The 20,937-nt window shown below is 39.2% G+C and carries 14 protein-coding genes; 9 read left to right on the top strand and 5 right to left on the bottom strand.

The features are described 5' to 3' along the window. Nucleotides 1–25 precede the first annotated feature (25 nt). The 3 genes from D0T85_RS09205 to D0T85_RS09215 all read left to right on the top strand — a co-directional run bounded on the left by D0T85_RS09205 (nucleotide 26) and on the right by D0T85_RS09215 (nucleotide 4,137). The gene (locus D0T85_RS09205; protein WP_163212497.1) at nucleotides 26–1,027 is read left to right on the top strand and encodes a family 43 glycosylhydrolase; all 1,002 of its coding nucleotides are present in this window, start codon (nucleotides 26–28) and stop codon (nucleotides 1,025–1,027) included. Nucleotides 1,028–1,183: 156 nt separating this feature from the next. Then, nucleotides 1,184–2,323, top strand: a complete 1,140-nt coding sequence (locus tag D0T85_RS09210) for an aldose epimerase family protein (RefSeq protein WP_163212499.1) — start codon at nucleotides 1,184–1,186, stop codon at nucleotides 2,321–2,323. 5 nt (nucleotides 2,324–2,328) lie between these two features. Beyond that, nucleotides 2,329–4,137: a glycoside hydrolase family 2 protein gene (locus D0T85_RS09215; RefSeq protein WP_163212502.1), complete on the top strand. Its 1,809-nt coding sequence runs from the start codon at nucleotides 2,329–2,331 to the stop codon at nucleotides 4,135–4,137. Nucleotides 4,138–4,283: 146 nt separating this feature from the next. Here the strand turns inward: D0T85_RS09215 and D0T85_RS09220 are convergent, their stop codons facing one another. Then, the gene (locus D0T85_RS09220; protein ID WP_163212504.1) at nucleotides 4,284–5,195 is read right to left on the bottom strand and encodes a glycoside hydrolase family 73 protein; all 912 of its coding nucleotides are present in this window, start codon (nucleotides 5,193–5,195) and stop codon (nucleotides 4,284–4,286) included. A 246-nt stretch (nucleotides 5,196–5,441) separates the two neighbouring features. Between D0T85_RS09220 and D0T85_RS09225 the strand changes: the two genes are divergently transcribed. Then, nucleotides 5,442–5,909: a cytidine deaminase gene (locus tag D0T85_RS09225; RefSeq protein WP_163212506.1), complete on the top strand. Its 468-nt coding sequence runs from the start codon at nucleotides 5,442–5,444 to the stop codon at nucleotides 5,907–5,909. Nucleotides 5,910–6,171: 262 nt separating this feature from the next. Then, nucleotides 6,172–7,785, top strand: coding sequence for an ABC-F family ATP-binding cassette domain-containing protein (locus tag D0T85_RS09230; protein WP_163212508.1), 1,614 nt, complete (start codon nucleotides 6,172–6,174; stop codon nucleotides 7,783–7,785). A 128-nt stretch (nucleotides 7,786–7,913) separates the two neighbouring features. Here D0T85_RS09230 and D0T85_RS09235 read toward each other — a convergent pair whose 3' ends face one another. The 3 genes from D0T85_RS09235 to D0T85_RS09245 all read right to left on the bottom strand — a co-directional run bounded on the left by D0T85_RS09235 (nucleotide 7,914) and on the right by D0T85_RS09245 (nucleotide 14,034). Beyond that, nucleotides 7,914–9,443, bottom strand: a complete 1,530-nt coding sequence (locus D0T85_RS09235; protein ID WP_163212510.1) for a SusD/RagB family nutrient-binding outer membrane lipoprotein — start codon at nucleotides 9,441–9,443, stop codon at nucleotides 7,914–7,916. Nucleotides 9,444–9,453: 10 nt separating this feature from the next. Beyond that, the gene (locus D0T85_RS09240; protein WP_163212512.1) at nucleotides 9,454–12,777 is read right to left on the bottom strand and encodes a SusC/RagA family TonB-linked outer membrane protein; all 3,324 of its coding nucleotides are present in this window, start codon (nucleotides 12,775–12,777) and stop codon (nucleotides 9,454–9,456) included. Nucleotides 12,778–13,032: 255 nt separating this feature from the next. Beyond that, nucleotides 13,033–14,034: a FecR family protein gene (locus tag D0T85_RS09245; RefSeq protein WP_163212514.1), complete on the bottom strand. Its 1,002-nt coding sequence runs from the start codon at nucleotides 14,032–14,034 to the stop codon at nucleotides 13,033–13,035. A gap of 401 nt (nucleotides 14,035–14,435) precedes the next feature. On the opposite strand from D0T85_RS09245, the gene D0T85_RS09250 reads away from it, so the two are divergent. From D0T85_RS09250 to D0T85_RS09265, 4 genes are all read left to right on the top strand, one after another. After that, nucleotides 14,436–15,008, top strand: a complete 573-nt coding sequence (locus D0T85_RS09250; RefSeq protein ID WP_163212516.1) for an RNA polymerase sigma-70 factor — start codon at nucleotides 14,436–14,438, stop codon at nucleotides 15,006–15,008. 8 nt (nucleotides 15,009–15,016) lie between these two features. Continuing rightward, on the top strand, nucleotides 15,017–15,913 hold the full coding sequence (locus D0T85_RS09255; protein WP_163212518.1) for a PHP domain-containing protein: 897 nt from the start codon (nucleotides 15,017–15,019) through the stop codon (nucleotides 15,911–15,913). Nucleotides 15,914–16,394: 481 nt separating this feature from the next. Further along, on the top strand, nucleotides 16,395–17,909 hold the full coding sequence (locus tag D0T85_RS09260; RefSeq protein WP_163212520.1) for a 4Fe-4S binding protein: 1,515 nt from the start codon (nucleotides 16,395–16,397) through the stop codon (nucleotides 17,907–17,909). A 36-nt stretch (nucleotides 17,910–17,945) separates the two neighbouring features. Further along, on the top strand, nucleotides 17,946–19,316 hold the full coding sequence (locus D0T85_RS09265; RefSeq protein ID WP_163212522.1) for an aldo/keto reductase: 1,371 nt from the start codon (nucleotides 17,946–17,948) through the stop codon (nucleotides 19,314–19,316). Nucleotides 19,317–19,378: 62 nt separating this feature from the next. Here D0T85_RS09265 and D0T85_RS09270 read toward each other — a convergent pair whose 3' ends face one another. Then, nucleotides 19,379–20,935: a sulfatase gene (locus tag D0T85_RS09270; protein ID WP_163212524.1), complete on the bottom strand. Its 1,557-nt coding sequence runs from the start codon at nucleotides 20,933–20,935 to the stop codon at nucleotides 19,379–19,381. Nucleotides 20,936–20,937: the final 2 nt, after the last annotated feature.

Here is a 20,937-nt window from a genome sequence, read left to right on the forward strand (position 1 = left end):
CTCAACTACCATAAATACAAATACAATGAACAAACTATTACTAACCCTATCAGTTCTAACCCTACTGATATCCTGCAAAAATGCTTCATCGCCAAATAAACCAACGGATGAAGCTAAAAAATACGAGAACCCGGTTATTGCCGTAAGTCTACCCGACCCAACCATTATTCGGGCAACCGACGGTACTTTTTACTTATACGCTACAGAAAACACCCGGAACACTCCCATCTATTCTTCAACAAACCTTATAGATTGGACATTCGAAGGCACTGCCTTTACCAACGAAACCCGACCGGATTTTGAGCCCAAAGGAGGTTTATGGGCTCCTGATATTAATTACATCAACGGCAAATATGTACTGTATTACTCCATGTCGGTTTGGGGTGGCGAGTGGACTTGCGGAATAGGCGTTGCTGTAGCCGATAATCCGAAAGGTCCATTCACTGATAAAGGAAAGCTGTTCCGTAGCAACGAAATAGATGTTCAAAACTCTATCGATCAGTTTTATATTGAAGAAGATGGTAAGAAATACCTGTTCTGGGGAAGCTTTAGAGGTATTTATGCTATTGAGTTAACCGATGATGGTTTAGCATTGAAACCCGGAGCACAAAAGCAACAAATTGCGGGAACCGCTTTCGAAGGTACTTACATTTATAAAAAAGATGGTTACTATTACCTGTTTGCCTCCATTGGAAGCTGCTGCGAAGGGGTTAACAGTACCTACAAACTGGTAGTAGGCCGTTCAAAAACATTGTTCGGTCCCTATGTTGATAAAGAAGGTAAAAACATGATGGATAATGGTTATTCACTTGTTATTGGCCCTAACGAACGTTTTGTTGGCAATGGTCACTGTTCCGAAATTGTACAGGATAAAGCTGGAAACGAATGGATATTTTATCATGGAGTTGACAAGCAAGACCCACACGGACGCATACTGCTGTTAGATAAAGTACAATGGGACAAAGAGGGCTGGCCGTATGTAGAAGGCTTTAGTCCGTCGTTGAGTGCGGAAGTACCTAAATTTTAGAATTATAGAACACGGAGACACAGAGGCACAGAGTTTTAATATACTAAACACAAATACTGATCCGAATTACGAACTAATTCCAATCGTAAATTTAAAAACTCTGTGCCTCCGTGTCTCTGTGTTCAAAAAAAAACATAATAATCAAACCAAACAATCATGAAGATTACAAAATTCATTTGTATGGGAGCATTAATAGCTCTCATGGCCTGCACAGGGCAACCAAAGTCCGACATTACATTACTGGACAAATCAGCCTTCGAAACAACTGTCGATGGTAAACCGGTATCTTTGTACACACTTAATTCCGGTAACGGATTAACCATTCAGGTTACTAACTTCGGCCTACGGGTAATATCAATCTGGACACCAGATAAAAACGGTAAGTACGCTGATGTAGCTATTGGATACGAAAACATTGACCGTTACCTGAACAACAATGGCGAGCGATTTCTTGGTCCGGTTGTTGGCCGATATGCCAACCGCATTGCTAATGGCAAATTTGAAATCGACGGAGTAGAATATCAGTTACCCATAAACAACAACGGCCAAACGTTACATGGTGGATTAACAGGCCTCGACATGGTTGCCTGGAATGTTGACAAAGTAACCGATAATGCTATCCAGTTCTCTTACCTGTTGCCCGACGGAACCGACGGTTTCCCTGGTAATCTGAAACTCAATGTATCCTACACACTCAGCAAGGATAATGAGTTTATTATTGATTATAAAGCCACTACCGACAAACCTACTGTAGTAAATCTTTCGAACCATGCTTTCTTTAACCTGAAAGGTGAAGCAAACGGAACCATTACCGACCATATACTTACCATAAATGCCAGTTATACAACACCGGTAAACGAAGTTCTTATACCATCGGGCGAAATTGCCCCGGTTGGTGGTACGCCATTTGACTTCCGCAAAGCAACAGCTATTGGCGAAAGAATTAATCAGGATAACGAACAACTTAAAAATGGTTTGGGGTACGACCACAACTGGGTGCTCGACAAAAAGAATCAGGGCACTGTAGAACTGGCCGTTACCTTATACGAACCAACAAGCGGAAGAGTAATGGAGGTTTATACCGATCAACCGGGAGTACAATTCTATAGCGGTAACTTCTTCGATGGTAAAACAAACGGAAAGTATGGCCGGCCAATAGCTTTCAGAGAAGCACTGGCATTGGAAACACAAAAGTTCCCCGACAGTCCTAATCATCCTAATTTCCCATCAACACGGTTAAATCCGGGCGAAACATATACACAGACTTGTATTTATAAGTTTTCTATTAAACAATAACTAACATGAGATTAAAAACAATTGTATTAGCATTGGCATTGGCCGCAACCACGGCCTATGCACAATGGGCGCCACAAGGCGACAAGATTAAAACGAATTGGGCCGGAACCCTCGACCCAAACAATGTGTTACCCGAATATCCGCGTCCAATTATGGAACGTGCCGACTGGGTGAACCTGAATGGATTATGGGATTATGCCATTAAACCGGTTGGCGAAGCCGAACCAAACACTTTTGATGGAAAAATTCTTGTTCCCTTTGCTGTTGAATCAAGCCTATCGGGTGTACAAAAAGAGTTAGGCAAGGATAATGAGTTGTGGTACAAACACAGCTTTACTGTTCCTTCGAGCTGGAAAGGTAAATCGGTATTATTACACTTTGGTGCTGTTGACTGGAAAACAGAAATCTACCTGAACGATGTTAAAATCGGCACACATACCGGCGGATACACTCCTTTCTCATTCGACATCACTCCATTCCTGAAATCAGGAAGCCAAAAACTTGTAGTTAAGGTATGGGATCCAACTACCGATAGTTACCAACCAGTAGGTAAACAACACAAAAGACCACACGGAATATGGTACACTCCTGTGTCGGGAATCTGGCAAACAGTATGGCTTGAACCGGTTAACAAAAAGCATATTGCTGCATTGAAAGTAGTTCCTAACATCGACACTAAAAAACTAAGTGTAAAAGCTTGTACCGAAGGAACAACGTATGGCGATATGATTGAAGTTATTATTAAAGACAACAAAACCACAGTAGCTACAGGCAAAGGCGTGGTAGGCGAAACACTGGAAATAGCCATTGCTAACCCTAAACTATGGTCGCCCGATTCGCCTTTCCTTTACGATATGGAGGTGAGTTTAATTAGTCAGGGCAAAGCGCAGGATAAGGTAAAAAGCTATGCTGCCATGCGTAAGGTATCTACCAAAAGAGATGAAAACGGAATTGTACGTTTACAGTTAAACAACAAAGATTTGTTCCAGTTTGGTCCTTTGGATCAGGGCTGGTGGCCCGATGGTCTTTACACAGCACCAACCGATGAAGCTCTTTTATATGATATCCAAAAAACAAAAGACTTTGGCTTCAACATGATTCGTAAACACGTAAAGGTTGAACCTGCACGTTGGTACACTCATTGCGATCGGTTGGGTATTCTTGTTTGGCAAGATATGCCTAATGGTGACCATTCGCCACAATGGCAAAACCGCAATTACTTTAATGGCAGCGAATTGATACGCAGTGGCGAGTCGGAAGCTAACTACCGCAAAGAGTGGAAAGAAATTATTGATTATCTTTATTCTTATCCTTCTATCGTAACCTGGGTTCCTTTCAACGAGGCATGGGGACAATTCAAAACAGAAGAATTTGCCGAATGGACCAAAACATACGATCCTTCACGTTTGGTTAATCCTGCCAGTGGTGGTAATCATTATCATACAGGCGATATGCTCGACCTTCACAACTATCCAGGACCGGAACTTTATTTGTATGATGCCGAAAGAGCAACTGTACTGGGCGAATATGGTGGTATTGGTATGCCTCTTGAAGGACACTTGTGGCAACCTGACAAGAACTGGGGATACATTCAGTTTAAAACTGCCAAAGAGGTTACTGATGAATACGTGAAGTATGCCGAAATGCTGAAAAAGATGATCCGCACCGGATTCTCGGCCGCCGTATACACACAAACTACCGATGTAGAGGGTGAAGTAAACGGATTAATGACTTATGACCGTAAAGTTATTAAAGTAGAAGAAGGCAGAGTGAAGAAAGTAAATCAAGAGATTTGCAATAGCCTTAAGAAGTAATATGCTAATGTGCCAATATGCTAATATGCCAATGTGCAAATATTCTAATGTGCAAATATGCCAATGTGCCAATTTAAATGCGCAGCCAATTAGCACATTGGCATATTTGCATATTGGCACATTAGAATATTGGCACATTAGTCAAATCATCGTAATTTTATTGTATCGCCAACTCTCAGGCCATTAGTTTCGAGATGCTTTTTATTTTTCTTATATAGTTTCTTCAGTCTAATTGCGTACCGCTGCGATATATCGTGCAAAGATTCGTTATAGGTTGCAACATGTATTTTATTGCTTTTTGCCGCTTTCTTCTTTTTCTTTTCTAAATAGATGATATCATTGGGTTGAAGTATATAGTTTTTAGGCAGGTCGTTATATTTAAGAATCTTCTTTTTCTTCAAGCCAAATTCTTCCCGCAAACTTTCAAATGTATCTCCCTCACGCACAATAATGAAAAGTACATCATTAGTAGCATATCTTTGATGAGATTTAACCGGAGTTACCGGAGGAGTAACTGTTGGAGACGAGCCCTGAGCCTTATCGTATTTATCATATTTACTTAAACCATATTGTTCGATTATTGCTATTAACTTTTCCGGATATTTTTCGTCTGTTGCATATCCGGCTTCTTTTAAGCCATAAGCCCAACCTACATAATCGGTTATCTTCAGTTTAAACAAATTACTATACCAGGGACGGCCTAGAAGAAATTTGGAATGATCTTCATAAGAGGTCTTTGGATTTGAATATTTACGAAAACATTCATTCCTTTTATCATCCGTATGAGTGATAGATGGGCCAGTCCAATCACCTCCACATTTAATACCAAAATGGTTATTAGCTTCGGTTGCCAAACGGCTTTGCCCGGCTCCACTTTCCAGCAAGCCTTGTGCTAAGGTTATACTTGCTGGTATTTTATACTTCACCATCTCATCTACAGCTATATCACTATATTTCTTAACATAGTTTTCAAATAGTGTAGATGTGTTTTGACTGAAACCTTTAATAGAGGTAATAAATAGACATACCAATAAAGGCATTAAATTTCGTTTTTTCATCCTATTTTCCTTTTATTCGTGATTGGGTTGTGTTTGGATGTGGAATCCTTTGTCATCATATAACCATTTTTACATTGAATATGTTCGCAAGAAAAAATATTCGAGGACAGATTACTGGCTAATGGTTGTTTTTTATTCGTTTGTGAGTTACAAAATTCTTAAAAATTATTGGAAAAATCAACATGTTTGCTATCTTTGAAAGATAATTCAATAACATATTAACAGATATTAACCTGTAAGCATATTATGAGAGAAGAGATTGTCAACCTAATGGTAAACATATACAACTTTAATGAACTGCCCGAAGCCGACCAAGCGTTAATTGAAGCTGCGAAGAAAGCTACCCAAAGGAGCTATGCAGTGTACTCAAATTTTCATGTTGGGGCAGCAGCTCTATTAAATGATGGAACCATAGTAACCGGTACCAATCAAGAAAATGTTTCTTATCCACTAGGAATATGTGCCGAACGTACAACCTTATTCTATGCTAACTCTCAGTATCCTGACAAACCTGTTGATACATTGGCTATAGCAGCATACACCAATAACGAATTTACAGCAAAACCAATTACTCCTTGTGGGGCCTGCCGACAAGTTATGGTAGAAACCGAAAACCGATATAAACATCCCATGCGGATACTTTTATATGGAACCGATTGTGTTTACGAAATTCTAAAAGCTACCTCTCTCCTACCCTTGAGCTTTGGGAATTAAGAATTAAAAATTAGGAATTGGCGATACCGCATAATTGTAAAGAATTACCCCGTGAGGGGTATTTTTTTTATCTAATTGCCACAAACCGAAGATTTTTATTTATATTTGCCCCCGAATTCATAAATACTCCAATGAGAATGTAATTACTCACACACCTTTCTTTTTTTAAATCTATTCTTTGGGGATAGATAGTGGAAAGCATTCGCATTCCACAACTCTTCTATTATTCTATTTATTATTTTTCTAAGATATTTTTAATATCATGAGTCTTTCTATTCAAAGTCTTAGCTATATCCATTCGGATAAGGAGCCTCTTTTCCAGAATCTAAACTTTTCTCTGGATAGTAGTGCTAAAACAGCACTTGTGGGCAATAACGGAAGTGGTAAATCTACCTTGCTACGTATTATTGCCGGCGAAACCCTACCCAGTTCGGGTAGTATAATTCTACCTGCCGATGGGGTGTTTTATGTGCCTCAACATTTTGGTCAGTATAATAATCAAACAATAGCACAAGCAATGCAAATTGATGATAAGTTAACCGCATTGCATAATATTCTTAAAGGTGATGTTGAAGAAAAAAACTTCACTGTTTTAAACGAACATTGGACTATTGAGGACGATGCTATTGCTTCTCTAAATGAATGGGGACTGAATGCTTTCTCACTCACTCAGCCCATAGAACCACTAAGTGGAGGCGAGAAAACAAAGGTTTTCCTTGCCAGCATGAAACTTCATCCGTATTCTGTTTTATTGTTAGACGAGCCTACCAATCATCTGGATTATAAATCGCGTACCATGTTATATGAGTTTATTGAGTCAACACGCAATTCAATGATTGTTGTGAGCCACGACCGAATGTTACTAAATGTATTACCCACTATTGCCGAATTATCCGATAAAGGAATAATTATGTACGGTGGTAATTATGAGTTTTATAAAGAACAAAAAGAACAACAGCAAATAGCTGCCCTACAACGACTTGAAGAGAGCGAAAAGCAACTGAAACAGGCACGCAAAATTGCACGCGAAACAGCCGAGCGCCAACAAAAGCATAGTTCAAGGGGCGAAAAAGCAAATATGAAAAAAGGAGTTCCCAAAATTGTAATGGGCAACCTGAAATCGGCATCCGAATTAACATCGGCCAAACTAAAAGGAATTCACAGTGATAAGATTGATTCGCTACAAAGCGAAGTGAGAAAGAACAGGGAAACCTTGGCACCTACCACTAGCTTGCAAACAGATTTCAATTCTTCATCATTATATAAAGGTAAAATTCTGGTAACTGCAAATGATATTAACTTTGCATATGACAGCGGTAAACCTTTATGGAAAGATTCATTAAGTTTTGAAATCCGTAGTGGCAACCGGTTGTGCATAGAAGGCGGTAATGGTAGCGGAAAAACAACCTTATTGCGCATCATTACCAAGCAGTTAACCCCTACATCCGGAACGCTGATTCAGGCAGAGAACCTGAACTATGTTTATCTGGATCAGGAATATTCACTTATTCGCAATGAATTGAGCATCTTGGAGCAGGCCGAAAAGTTCAATGATATTCCTTTACCCGAGCATGAATTGAAAACAATCCTCAACCGGTTTCTTTTTCCTGCTTCTACCTGGGATAAGCCTTGCAGCAAACTTAGTGGTGGCGAGAAAATGCGACTGGCATTTTGTTGCTTAATGATCAATAATAACACGCCGGATCTGTTTATTCTGGATGAGCCAACAAATAACCTGGACATTCAAAGCATCGAAATCATTACCGATACTATTAAACGGTACGAGGGAACAGTTATTGCTATTTCGCACGACAAATATTTCCTGAAAGAGATAGGGGTGGAAAAAACAATCAACCTGCATTATTCCTTCAGTTAAAGAAGTTATCGCTTCGCTAGGAGTTAAAAGGAGTTATTGACTTTAAAGCTTTAACTCCTATAACTCCCAATTAACTCCTTCTATTCTTGAATATGAATAATGCAGGTTACATTATGGGTCAATAGATTTTACTTCAATAACCACATCAGGTTATTAATATCATCATTGCCATTAAATTGGCGCAACAATGATTCTTCCAGATTTGCGCGGTTAAATGAATATTCGCGGTTAGCGTATCTGTAACGCATCGGAATTTTGTCCGTTCCTGTAGAATTTTGACTACTTTCCGGATTTATTGGCAGTACAGGATAGCCCGTACGACGATATTCATACCAAGCTTCGTATGGATATTGCAAGAAGTTGGCTATGTATTTTTGAGTAATAACCAGTTTCAAATCACGTTCAAAATTTCCAGTTAATTGAATTATATCACTAGCCAGATAAGAAGTGATATATTCGTCGGTCATTACGCGTCCATTTACATAGCTGTCAGGAGTAACATTGCGTGTAAATTCCATGTTAGCCTTGATACCTTTCTTGTAATATGTATCTGCATCACCCGAAATCCAGCCACGAAGAGCTGCCTCGGCCAAGATAAGTTGTTGTTCGCCATATCCCAGATAAATCAGAGGTTCGCCCACACTATGATCTGTCGAAGTATATCTCTTGTTTGGTGCACAAAACATCTTTTTACCATGTTCTCCGGATACTACACTGAAAGTAGCCGACGGATCAATTCCTACATACGCATCATAGTCGCTTTTGGAGAATCCTTCTGCAAGTAAACCGTCAGCAGGCTCGGCATAATAAAACAAACGATAGTCATTGTATTTTTTCAATGTATCAACCAACACCGACGAGTGCATAGCATATTTACACTGATTGGTAGTCATATCATTAAACGGATACCTCATGTTTGTTTTGTCTTCATACACTAACTGATAGTTATCCTTATTCGAGGTCATTAATGAGCCACTACTTACTATGGAAGCAAAGCGAGTCTTTACATTCAAGTCGCTATCATCTACCCGTTTTGATAAGTTTATCAAAACTTTCAATTGCATGGCAGTTACTGTTTTTTTCCATAGGTTTTTATTACCACCAAAAACGGGATCGCCTTCAAAAGCAACATCATTGGCTGCCGAGAAAAAGCTATAAGCTTCTTCCAAATCTTTCAGAATACCAATAAGTACATCTTTTTGCGAATCGAATTTAGGTTTCAGAATTCCTTCTTCTCCCATTCCTGCTTCACTATATGGGATATCGCCCAAATCCATGGTTGTATAATAACACATGAAAGCTTTAGCAAAAGAAGCCAATCCTTGGTATCCCTTCAACGAATTTTCCGGAGCTTTCGATACCATATCGGTACAATCTACCAATGTTTGCAAACGGCTTAGTTCTTTTGTTCCAATCAGGTTGTATTGAATTCCATTTGCATTTTCGTTCCAGGTAAACTGTTTAGCCAGCAACACATCGTTAATAAAATCCTTAGAACCTCCTTTTTGAATCATCTTAAGTATAACTCCTCTGGCTAACATAGAGGCTGGAACCGTAGTTGTAGTGTCCGGATTGGTATTTAATTCATCAAAATCCGTACATCCATAAGAACACATAACTACAACCAACAAAAGTATAAGTTTATTGTATAGTTTCATAATCATTATTTTAAAAATCTAGTTTTATATTAATACCCACATAACGCATTGCCGGCGAATTCAATGTTTCGGCATTACCTTCATATATGGCATCAGGATCGGAATACTTAAATTCTTTGGCCCAGAGCAACGGGTTTTGAGCTACAAGTGATAAATGTATATTGTTCATACCTATTACCTTTGAATAATGCTTTGGCATTTTATAACCCAATGCTATTTCGCGTATTTTAAAGAATGTCAAAGATTTAATGTTCTGACTACGTTTTGATCCATTCCAACAATGATATGTTTTTGTGTAAGCTTCGTAGCCTACTTCGGTGGTATTTGGGGCAAAAACGCGAGTATCTTGCAGTATATTTCCATAAGAATCGTACTTCACTTCACCCGAAACTACTACTACTCCTTGTCCAACATAATTTTTCTGTCCGTTCACCACTTCATCATAACGCCATTGATTATCACTGTCTTTATGAGTACCCGAGTTCCACATGGCTTGTTCCAAACGGTTGTATGCTTTTCCACCTACACGTCCGTCGATAGAAATATCAAGTGTAAAATCTTTATAGCGAATATGGTTATTCCATCCCCATACCCAGCTGGCACGTTCATAACCGGCTTTTGTTGGATACTTGCTAGCCACAGGCATACCACCACTATGAATAATATTACCATCAGGATCTCTTTCCCAATCATATACTTCAAACCAATCCCAACGAGCACCTTTTTTTACCCATGGACGGTCGGTAGAATAATCCTCGTCTATTTTATTATAATAAATACGATCGCGCGACCAGTTAACGGTCGAAGTCCAGTCTACATCTTTGGTTTTAAAAATATCTCCGGCCAATGTTACTTCCCAACCTTTTTTGATATGCTCTTCTTTCGAATTAATCAACGAAGTATCGAAACCTGACCCATAACTAACCGAAGCCGATCTTTGAAGGTCATAGATAAGTTTGGTATAATAAGCAACATCCAATCGTACACGATTATTAAAGAAATGTGCAACTGTTCCAACCTCAAATTCTTTTGAGCTTTGTGGAAGTATAGCAGCATCACGAATGGTACGGGTATAGGCAGCCGACGACTGACCAGCCCATGCATTTTGGGTCAAACTATATACTTTGTTTATAGCATATACCGAAGCCGGAGTTTTGGAAACAGTCCACGAGCTTCTTGCTTTCCAGAAACTCAACCATTCGGGCATTTGCATCAGTTCTGTCAAAATAAGACTACCTGACACCGATGGATAGAAATAAGAACGTTCTCTCTCTTCCAACGTCGAAACCCAGTCGTTACGTCCTGTCACTTCCAAGAACACAGCACTTTTCCATGATACTTCGGCTTTTCCATAAAGACTGTTTGTTTGTCGGCGGGTAACACTGCTTGATGTGCCGGGCAATTCAACCGAAGCAGCCAACGAATAAAATCCGGGCACAGTTAAACCACCATTTGTTGTTGAATACTGGTATGCATAATCATAGTATGTTAATCCAGCTCCAAAGATACCTCCAACATTAAAATCTCCTAGTTTTTTATCGGCAATCAACAAAGCATCACCTGTGATACTGTAAGTTCTGTAATTGTATAAACGATAACTTCCTTTCCATGAATTACGAACATCGGCTGGTGTTTTATCCTGCGTACGATGGTTATAAAAGTCCGATCCTACCCGGGCAGTAGCTTTCAACCAATCTGTTAATTCGTAATTGGCATTGAACTGTGCATTTGCACGGCTTTGGTTAAAACTAGAGGTTACCTCGTTTGCCAACAAATACGGATTGTTATAGTCGGCATCATAATGCCAGTTTTGTTTTTCATATTCTTTGCCTTTTACCCAATAGTTTTTAAAGTCGCGAACATCAAAATCGGTACCGGTCCATACAATCATGTTGTACATATAACCCAGTCCACTATATCCGGTTCCACGTGTTTGAGGAGAAAAACTCATATTAAAGTTAATCGAAGCATCCAATGATAGTTTACCTCTTTTCATATCACCCGCCACCGTATAATTAAACCGGTTTAGCTTATTTCCCTGGAACTGTCCTTTGTCGTAAATATGGGTTATAGATGCTCTTACACTTCCTTCCTTACCTTTATAACTTACGTTTACGTTATTATTCAGGATAAAAGATGTTTCGAGGAAGTTTTTGAAGTTATTTTTCCCTTTCGATGTTAGTTCCATTTCTTTCCATTCGTAGGTATATGGATCGTATTGAACGGCGGTTCTACCAATATCCAGTTTATCTCCCCAGATATATTCACTTTTTTCTTGCAGATACTTACCACCCGATCCGCTACTGTACGATGATTGTACTTCCGGAAGTACCAAATGTCCCAGATTTAACATCGTATTACTATTCACACTTACCGTTACACCTTCTTTGGTTCCACGTTTTGTAGAGATCATCAATGCACCGGCCGAACCCTTAGCACCATATAACGCCGATGCTGTTGATCCTTTCAATACACTAATAGATTCAATATCGTCGGGAGAAAGCTGCCCTAATCCGGTGTTTTCGAAAGGTACTCCATCAATTACAATCAATGGCGATTCGCCACGAAGCAAAACAGTAGGAGATGAATTGAAATCATTTTTATTCAATATCGTTACACCCGCAATCTTACCGGTAAGTGAGGTCGCTATATTGGTACCTTTAACAGCTGTAAGTTCTTCACCACTTACTTTTTGTACCGAATATCCTAATGCTTTCTCGGATTTCTTGATACCAAGAGCTGTAACCACAACTTCTTCCAAACGTTTCGCATCTTCCTTAAGCACTATTTTAATAGTGGTCTGATTTCCAACAAGTACTTCTTGTGCAAGGTATCCGATGTATGTAATTTGCAAAACATCAGTTTCCGAAGCGTCCAAAGAAAATTTACCATTAACATCAGTTATAGTTCCTGTTGCTTTTCCTTTTACTACAACGTTGGCACCAATAACCGGTTCATCCAGTTCATCGACTATTGTTCCGGATATTTTTCTTACTGTTTGATCATAGCCCAAAGAAGCACTGGCTATAATTTTTTTAGTAGAAAGAATGATACTTTTATCAAGCACCGAATAACTTACATCAGTTCCTTCGAATAATCGATTTAGAATTTCGAACACATTTTCTTTATTTACATCCAGAGAAACCAGCCGATCGGTATCAACAAGTGTGTTACTATAGAAAAACTTCAAATCTGTTTGTTTCTCAATTTTATCAAGTACATCCTGTACAGAACTGTTAGTTACATTAAATGTAAACTGCGTTGATTGACAATAACTATTAGAGGCATAGATCAATCCGCACGTTAGTAATAACATGACAACCGAAACTTTCATACGCAGAGGGATTTTTTTTAGGAAAGTACAATGCCTACTTATTATCCTAAAATGTTGGATAATTGCATAATTAATCATAGATTTGTGTGATTTTTTAGTTTAAAAAAATAGTTAACAAAGCTTGTCGCCAAACAAGCTAACAGTTTTCATACGAGAAAGTCGCCAAACTTTCTCGTATGTTTTTGTTTAAGGAGGATAAAATCGTCTCATGTTTTTTTCATTTAAGTTTAACAACCAAAGGTCTTCAAGTGTTTATCAGAAAAGCTCTACTTGCTTTTTTTTCTTTACTCCATGTTCGTTTGATTTACAGGTAATAATCCGGTAACGAATACCTGTTGATAGTTTCAGGCCTTCTAACACATCATCCAACTGCTGCTCATCGAATGTACCTGTATATGTATTATTCTTTAAATCCTTATTCAGTATAATGAAATCAACATCAAAACGTTTGGACAATATTTTTATCATTTCTTCCAGTGGAGTTTTCCTTAACACCACTTTCATATCTTTCCATGCCACATTTACCAATACTGGTACTTCTTCCGATTCAAACAACAGATTTTTTTTATTATACATTGCTCTTTCACCAGGATGTAATATCTGGGAAGTTTCCCTGCCTTCTTGCGAGTAATACTTCACCTCAACTTTACCTGTAACCAAGGTGGTAGATATATAGTCATCATCAGGGTAAGCCTCTACATTAAACTCGGTACCCAGCACTTCTACTTTTACATCGGAGGCAGTTTCGACTACAAATTTTTGCTTTTTACTCTTTGTTACTGCAAAATAGGCCTCGCCCTCCAAATGCACTTTACGAGTATTACCGGAAAAGTTTACCGGACACTTCAGGTAAGAGGAAGAATTAAGCCATACTTCTGAGTTATCCGGCAATTTAAAAGAGGCCACCATACCCGGATTAGTACGAAATTCAAGATAATGATCTGCTTCTTTTTGAAGAAGAAAATAAAGTGTTGTACATAATAAAGGAATTGCCAATATAGCTGCTATACGCTGAAACTGATAAATGAATGATTTCTGATTCCTATTACATCCTATTTTCTTATTTACTTTCTTTAGTGCTTCTACCGGGTTTGTTTTCCGAATTTGCTGCAATGTTTGGGTTGAATAATATATATAGTAAATGTCTTCTGCTATTTTTCTGTTTTCGTCGGATTCATTGAACCAAGCTTCTACCTGTTGCTCTTGAAGCGCATCAAGTGACCTTGTGAAATATTTTAAGAGTATATTTTCGTCCATTATTCTGTTGTCTTTATTATAAGACTATCGATATTGAGAACCTCCTAAACTTAAAACTGTTTTTTTTCTGTTTAAGGCTATTTTTTTGAAATGCAGAGAACTATACACACTTCGGTTTCGTACCACGCTTGTGGTACAAAAGTACCATGCTTATGATACAAAAGTGTCTTAGGCGTGGTACTTTTGTATCACCCTGCGTGGTACTTTTGTACCAAGCTTAGAAATTTAGTGGTACTTTTGTATCAGTATTAAAAAACCAGTGGTACTGTAATTTGCTGATTATCAAAATTGTTACTTAAATGATTTGATAAAGTCCAAGTTAGTTATTTGGGCATTCAACTTAATTGCTTACTTTTGTATAGACCGTAGATTAAAAGCAAGATGACCTTATTATAATACAGATGGACCTCAAAACGGCAAACGATACGATCTTAATAGAACACTTACAAAAAGGAAATAAAAAAGCGTTTGATATTCTGTTTACGAAATATTATTCGCCGCTATGTGCATTTGCAAATCAGTATGTTGATTTTGAAGACTCTGAAGAAATCGTACAAGATATTATGGTATGGTTCTGGGAAAATAGAGAAACATTTGTATTTGAGGTTTCGCTAAAAGGCTATTTGTTTAAAATGGTGAAGAATAAATGCTTTACTTTAATAACCAGAAATGAAATAAAACAACGGGTTTTATCTACCTTACACCAAAAGATGCAGGAAAAGTTTGATAATCCTGATTTCTATGACGAAGAAGAACTATCAAATAAGATTAAAAACGCAATATCCAAACTACCTGAAGCATATCGCGAAGCATTTGTATTACACCGTTTTCACAACATGACTTATAAACAAATAGCCGAACGCTTACAAGTATCTACTAAAACAGTAGACTACCGCATTTGCCAGGCATTGAAAACACTTCGCATAGAATTGAAAGATTATATTTGGTTGCTGGCTATGTGGCTAGATTTATAAAAAAAAATATGATAATTGCAGATTTACATATCCATTCCGAGCATAGCAGTGACGGTGAAGAACTGGTTGCTTGCATCACTCACACATGTTTGCACAAAGGTATTAAGCACTTTTCCATTACCGACCATAACTCGGTAAAAGGAACAGCCCAAGCAATTTATTTTGCTGGGAACAAGGATATTCACTTTATTCCGGGAATTGAGATTGACTGCAATTATCAGGGAACAGATTTGCATGTGCTTGGTTACAACATCAACTGGCAATCGGATGATTTTGCTGTACTCGAAAAAGAGATTCATGATAAAGTAATGGATTCTTTTTCTGAAATGATAAGCAATATTCAACGTTTAGGTTTTGTTATTAATGCAGATGCTGTACGCAACAAAGCTGGCAACAAACTACCTACCGGAGAACTAATTGCCGAAGTTATGCTATCCGACGAGCAATATTATTCTCCACTATTGTTACCATATATGCAAGGTGGCGAACGAAGTGATATGCCTTATATTAACTTCTATCTCGATTACTTTGCACAAGGAAAACCTGCCTTTGTACCTGTGGAATATATGTCGTATCAAGATACTATTGCTTTGATTAAAGACAATGGAGGTACAGCAATAGTTGCTCATCCGGGATTGAATCTGAAGAACAAGGAAGTTATTGCGGAAGAATTATTAAGCAAGGGTGCCGAAGGACTAGAGGTCTTTAATAACTACCACACTTTGGAACAAATCAGTTATTTTGGTTCGCTGGTTCAACAAAAATCTGCTATTATGACGTGTGGAAGCGATTTCCATGGAAAAACCAAGCCACTAATTCAATTAGGACAGTTTAATAAAGATAATAAATTTGAGGAATATTTAGATAATTCAATTCGACGGCTTTTTACTTTTTCTGAGATATGATTATTCTCTATTTTCATTATTCATTCGGTTATCTCAGGGAATCCCTTTGGGATTCAATTTGAATAACCCCCAGTGAAGCGAAGCGAAGCGACTGGGGGTAGATAAATCACTCACTCGCATGGGAACCCGATAAGGGTTCAATTGGAGATTCAACACCTTCGGCGTTGATGAAATTGAGTCTATTCCTCCACCCCAGTCGCTTCACTGGGGGTTATTCAAATTTTACCCTAAGGGTAATTGCTTGAACTCTTTGTTTCAATTCAGCCACTAACTGAACCAGATGAGTATGAATAATGCAGGCTAGATTAATCTCAGAAATTTTCGCCTTTATCCTCCATTTTTTCGTTTTACCTCATTGATATAAAAGAAGTATTAATAATTTTGTGTTTCTTTGAGAATAAATCAGCGAACAAACAAAATAGTTTAAACACTGGGGTAGTAAAATTCAAGAGAATAGACCAAATAAAATAAAAGACTAATTATGTTACGTAAAATCAGACTGACCGCTGCTGTGGTCTTCTTTACCATTATCACCCTGTTGTTCCTCGATTTCACCGGAACAATACATGGTTGGTTTGGATGGATGGCCAAAATCCAGTTTCTCCCTGCTATACTGGCGCTGAATGTAGGGGTTGTTGTTTTCTTAGTTGTGCTTACTTTACTCTTCGGACGTATTTATTGTTCGGTAATCTGTCCGATGGGGGTATTTCAGGATATTATTGCCTGGGGCAGCAAGAAAAGAAAAAAGAAAAAGAAATCACCTTACAACTACTCGCCTGCTATTAACTGGCTGCGTTACGGAGCATTAGGGGTGTTTATTATTACGTTGGTTGCAAGCGTCGACTCTACATTTACGTTACTTGCTCCTTACAGTTCGTACGGACGTATTGCAAATAACCTGTTTGCTCCCATCTGGCAATGGGGAAACAATCTGCTGGCTTATCTGGCGGAGCGTGCCAACAGTTATGCTTTCTACGAAGTAGATGTATGGATAAAAAGTTTATCAACCTTTATAGTAGCTGCTGTTACTCTTATTGTAATTTTTATACTGGCATGGCGCTATGGACGTACTTATTGCAACACCATTTGTCCGGTAGGCACCGTACTGGGATTTCTTTCGCGTTTTTCACTTTTCCGTATAACCATAGATGCCGATAAATGCAATAAATGCAGCCTCTGCTCACGCAATTGTAAAGCATCGTGCATTGATTATAAGGAATATAAAATAGATAACAGCCGTTGTGTTACATGCATGAATTGTGTAGAAAAATGCAACAAGGGAGCTATTACCTATAAGCTACGTTACGGAAAAAACAAACCGGCAACAAACGTTGCTACACAAACTGAAACCGCAGTGCAAGAGCAAATTAATGACACCCGTCGTGGGTTTCTTTCGATAGCGGCCGTTGTAGCCACAACATCTGTATTGAAAGCACAAGAAAAAGGTGATGGAGGTTTGGCAGTGATAGCAGATAAGAAGATTCCCGACCGTGAAACACCTATTGTACCAGCCGGAGCATTAAGCCTGCGCAATATGGCACAACATTGCACCGCCTGCCAGCTATGTGTTTCGGTTTGCCCCAATCAGGTGCTTCGTCCATCAAGCAATTGGTCGACTATGATGCAGCCGGAAATATCGTACGAGCGCGGTTATTGCCGTCCTGAGTGCACTAAGTGCTCCGAAGTTTGTCCTGCGGGTGCTATACGCAAGATTACCAAAGAAGAAAAATCTTCTATCCAGGTTGGTCATGCAGTATGGATTAAACAAAACTGTGTAGTATTCAGAGATAATATGGAATGTGGCAACTGTGCACGCCATTGTCCTGCAGCAGCAATCCAGATGGTTGCTTCGGATCCGGAAAATCAGAAATCCCTTAAAATCCCTGTAGTGAATACCGAGCGCTGTATTGGTTGTGGAGCCTGTGAGAATCTGTGTCCGTCGCGTCCGTTCAGTGCTATTTATGTGGAGGGCCATTCAATGCACCGTATAATTTAATCGATTTTTGACACCTTCTTATTAAACACAAAAAATATGAATAATAAAAATATAAACCGTAGAGAGTTTTTAAAAATAGTAGGTGTAACTACTGCTACAGCATCGGCTGCTATATATGGTTGTAGCCCCAACGGTGAGGCTGCACAAAAAGCATTAGGACCTATCCCTAAAGATAAAATGACATACCGCACCTATCCGGGTATAGACGACAATGTATCTTTACTTGGCTACGGCTGTATGCGCTGGCCAACAATGCCTGCCCCCGATGGTAAAGGCGATATGATAGATCAGGATGCAGTAAACGAACTGATAGATTATGCCATAGAACATGGCGTGAATTACTTCGACACATCGCCCGTATATGTACAAGGTTGGTCGGAGAAAGCTACAGGTATTGCTTTGAAAAGGCATCCGCGCGAGAAGATTTTCATTGCTACAAAACTATCTAACTTCCGCGATCATTCGTGGGAAAGTGGTTATGCCATGTATCGCAAATCAATGGAAGATTTGCAAACGGATTATATAGACTACTATCTTCTCCACTCTTTGGGAAGCGGAGGTGCAGAGGCTTTCAACAAACGGTATGTTGACAATGGTTTGTTAGAGTTTTTGTTAAAAGAGCGCGAAGCCGGACGCATCCGTAAACTTGGCTTTTCGTTTCACGGTACAAAGGATGGATTCGATTATTTATTAACCTTACACGAACAGATTCATTGGGATTTTGTACAGATACAGCTCAACTATGTAGATTGGAAACATGCTGGTAGAGGAAATGTAAACGCCGATTACCTGTACGACGAATTAGCCAAGCGCAAAATTCCTTCTATTATTATGGAGCCGTTGCTTGGTGGTCGTTTGTCGAAGGTACCCGATCATATTGTTGCACGCCTGAAACAACGCAACCCCGAAGGCAGTGTTGCTTCGTGGGCTTTCCGCTTTGCCGGCACACCCGAATATGTGCTGACAGTACTGAGTGGTATGACGTATAAGGAACATTTACAGGATAACATCCGCACTTTTGCGCCTCTGGCACCACTCACTGATGATGATAAGGAGTTTCTGGAAGAAACAGCACAACTGATGTTGAAGTATCCAACAATTCCTTGTAACGACTGTAAATATTGTATGCCATGCCCATATGGTATTGATATTCCTGCGGTTTTGTTGCATTACAACAAGTGTGTGAACGAGGGAAATACGCCTAAAAGTCAGGGCGATGAGAATTATAAGAAGGCACGTCGTGCTTTTCTGGTTGGGTATGATCGTAGTGTACCAAAGCTTCGCCAGGCAGATCATTGTATTGGATGCGGCCAGTGTAATCCTACTTGTCCGCAGAAAATAGATATACCGAAAGAGTTACACCGAATAGACCGGTTTGTTGAACAGTTGAAGCAGGAGACGTTGTAGGAAAAGAAGGCGATGCCGCATGAAATCATGCGGCATCAGTTCCGTTCGCGCCTTCGCGCTCACTATTTATCCTGAAAATGATAATTATAAAAATTCCTTTTAAAGTGATAACGGTGTCTCGGTACAGGTAGCGGATCCTGCAAACGCAGTTCCCAAGCCATCAACTTCGTTAATAACTCATTCTGTCGGCTTGCATACTTTGCCTTTCCAAATAAATTATCCACTTCATACGGATCTTTTTTCAAATTATATAGTTCTCCATTACCATAACTATTCATTACAAGTTTCCAATCTCCCATACGTATCATGCGTAGCATACCGCTCTGTGTCCAGGTATTTAACTCATCAAAATGTGCGATTTTGTTAGGAGTAAATGAGCCTTCCTGTTCAAAGGTTAAATCATCAGTCAGCGGGAAATCTTCTCCACCAAACCCTTGCTGAACTACGATACTTGAGAATTCTTCTTTAGGATATTCTTTGCCGGTTAGCATCGGCCACAAGCTCCTTCCCTGAACACCCATAGGAATTGAATTGTCTATAGCTGTACAAAAAGTAGGAAAAAGATCAGCTAAAGATACATGAGCATCCAGTGGTTTTGATTGGTTCTTAATTCCATAACCAGCCCAAACCATCGGGATCCTAGCCAGACTTTCGGATAATCCGGCACCTTTGCGGATTAATCCGTACTCACCACAATAATCTCCATGGTCAGAAAGAATCACAAATATGGTATTTTCGTATAAGCCCTTCTCTTTAAGATCTTCTATCAAACGTTTTATCTGATCGTCTATTAAGCGAATCATTCCCATATAGTTGCCTCTTAACCGTGGCAAATCTTGCTCAAGGTTTGGACAGGAAGCATCTTCCAAAGCAGCTAATATCCGGTATTTTTCTCCTTTCATAACAGCATCCTGACGCGAGGTTTTTAAAGCAGGAAGCTTTTCCGGTGAGAACATGGAATAATAAGGTTCACAAACCTGAAACGGGTTATGTGGTTCCGGAAACGAAACCCAAACAAAGAACGGATTACCTTTCTGACTATCTATCCATTGTATTGTTTCATCCACTATTCTTGTGGGTTGCTGATCTTTCAGAGGTATGGGAGATGGGTCAAGATATTGTCCTACAGCATCATTCTTAAAGAAATTCTTTGCTATGCGGTCTCCTTCTGTTGTTGGCTTATTCTTTCCCCAGTGGCCATACTCCGACCAGAAATCCAAATCCGTGGCTTTTAGATAAGAGTGGTTTTTGCCTACTAATGCTGTTTTATAGTTATTCTCTTTTAAAACTGTTACCAGGTCTTTTTCATAATTTATATCTCGTACGTTATGATTGGTGCGTACATGTGTTGCATTGGGAAAACGACCTGTAAACATAGAACAACGGGCAGGTGTACTGGCCGGCATTACGGTATATGCCTTATCGAACCAAACATTTTCGCGGGCAAGTCCATCTACATAAGGGGTTATTTCCAGCGGAAAGCCTTCACGCCCGCAGTAATCGGCCCGCTGCTGGTCGGTCATGATTACAACAATGTTTGGTTTGTCGGTCTGGGCAAATAAGGATAAGCCAAGTCCCTGAATTGCGATGCCGGAATAAAGGATTTTTCTATAGTTCATTG

The sequence above is a fragment of the Bacteroides sp. 519 genome, assembly GCF_010500955.1.
GTDB lineage: Bacteria > Bacteroidota > Bacteroidia > Bacteroidales > Bacteroidaceae > Bacteroides.

What these genes read in the sequence shown, in the direction of transcription:
- D0T85_RS09205 (WP_163212497.1), top strand. Translation starts at nt 26, where the DNA reads ATGAACAAACTATTACTAACCCTATCAGTTCTAACCCTACTGATATCC.
- D0T85_RS09210 (WP_163212499.1), top strand. Translation starts at nt 1,184, where the DNA reads ATGAAGATTACAAAATTCATTTGTATGGGAGCATTAATAGCTCTCATG.
- D0T85_RS09215 (WP_163212502.1), top strand. Translation starts at nt 2,329, where the DNA reads ATGAGATTAAAAACAATTGTATTAGCATTGGCATTGGCCGCAACCACG.
- D0T85_RS09220 (WP_163212504.1), bottom strand. Translation starts at nt 5,195, where the DNA reads ATGAAAAAACGAAATTTAATGCCTTTATTGGTATGTCTATTTATTACC.
- D0T85_RS09225 (WP_163212506.1), top strand. Translation starts at nt 5,442, where the DNA reads ATGAGAGAAGAGATTGTCAACCTAATGGTAAACATATACAACTTTAAT.
- D0T85_RS09230 (WP_163212508.1), top strand. Translation starts at nt 6,172, where the DNA reads ATGAGTCTTTCTATTCAAAGTCTTAGCTATATCCATTCGGATAAGGAG.
- D0T85_RS09235 (WP_163212510.1), bottom strand. Translation starts at nt 9,443, where the DNA reads ATGAAACTATACAATAAACTTATACTTTTGTTGGTTGTAGTTATGTGT.
- D0T85_RS09240 (WP_163212512.1), bottom strand. Translation starts at nt 12,777, where the DNA reads ATGAAAGTTTCGGTTGTCATGTTATTACTAACGTGCGGATTGATCTAT.
- D0T85_RS09245 (WP_163212514.1), bottom strand. Translation starts at nt 14,034, where the DNA reads ATGGACGAAAATATACTCTTAAAATATTTCACAAGGTCACTTGATGCG.
- D0T85_RS09250 (WP_163212516.1), top strand. Translation starts at nt 14,436, where the DNA reads ATGGACCTCAAAACGGCAAACGATACGATCTTAATAGAACACTTACAA.
- D0T85_RS09255 (WP_163212518.1), top strand. Translation starts at nt 15,017, where the DNA reads ATGATAATTGCAGATTTACATATCCATTCCGAGCATAGCAGTGACGGT.
- D0T85_RS09260 (WP_163212520.1), top strand. Translation starts at nt 16,395, where the DNA reads ATGTTACGTAAAATCAGACTGACCGCTGCTGTGGTCTTCTTTACCATT.
- D0T85_RS09265 (WP_163212522.1), top strand. Translation starts at nt 17,946, where the DNA reads ATGAATAATAAAAATATAAACCGTAGAGAGTTTTTAAAAATAGTAGGT.
- D0T85_RS09270 (WP_163212524.1), bottom strand. Translation starts at nt 20,935, where the DNA reads ATGAACTATAGAAAAATCCTTTATTCCGGCATCGCAATTCAGGGACTT.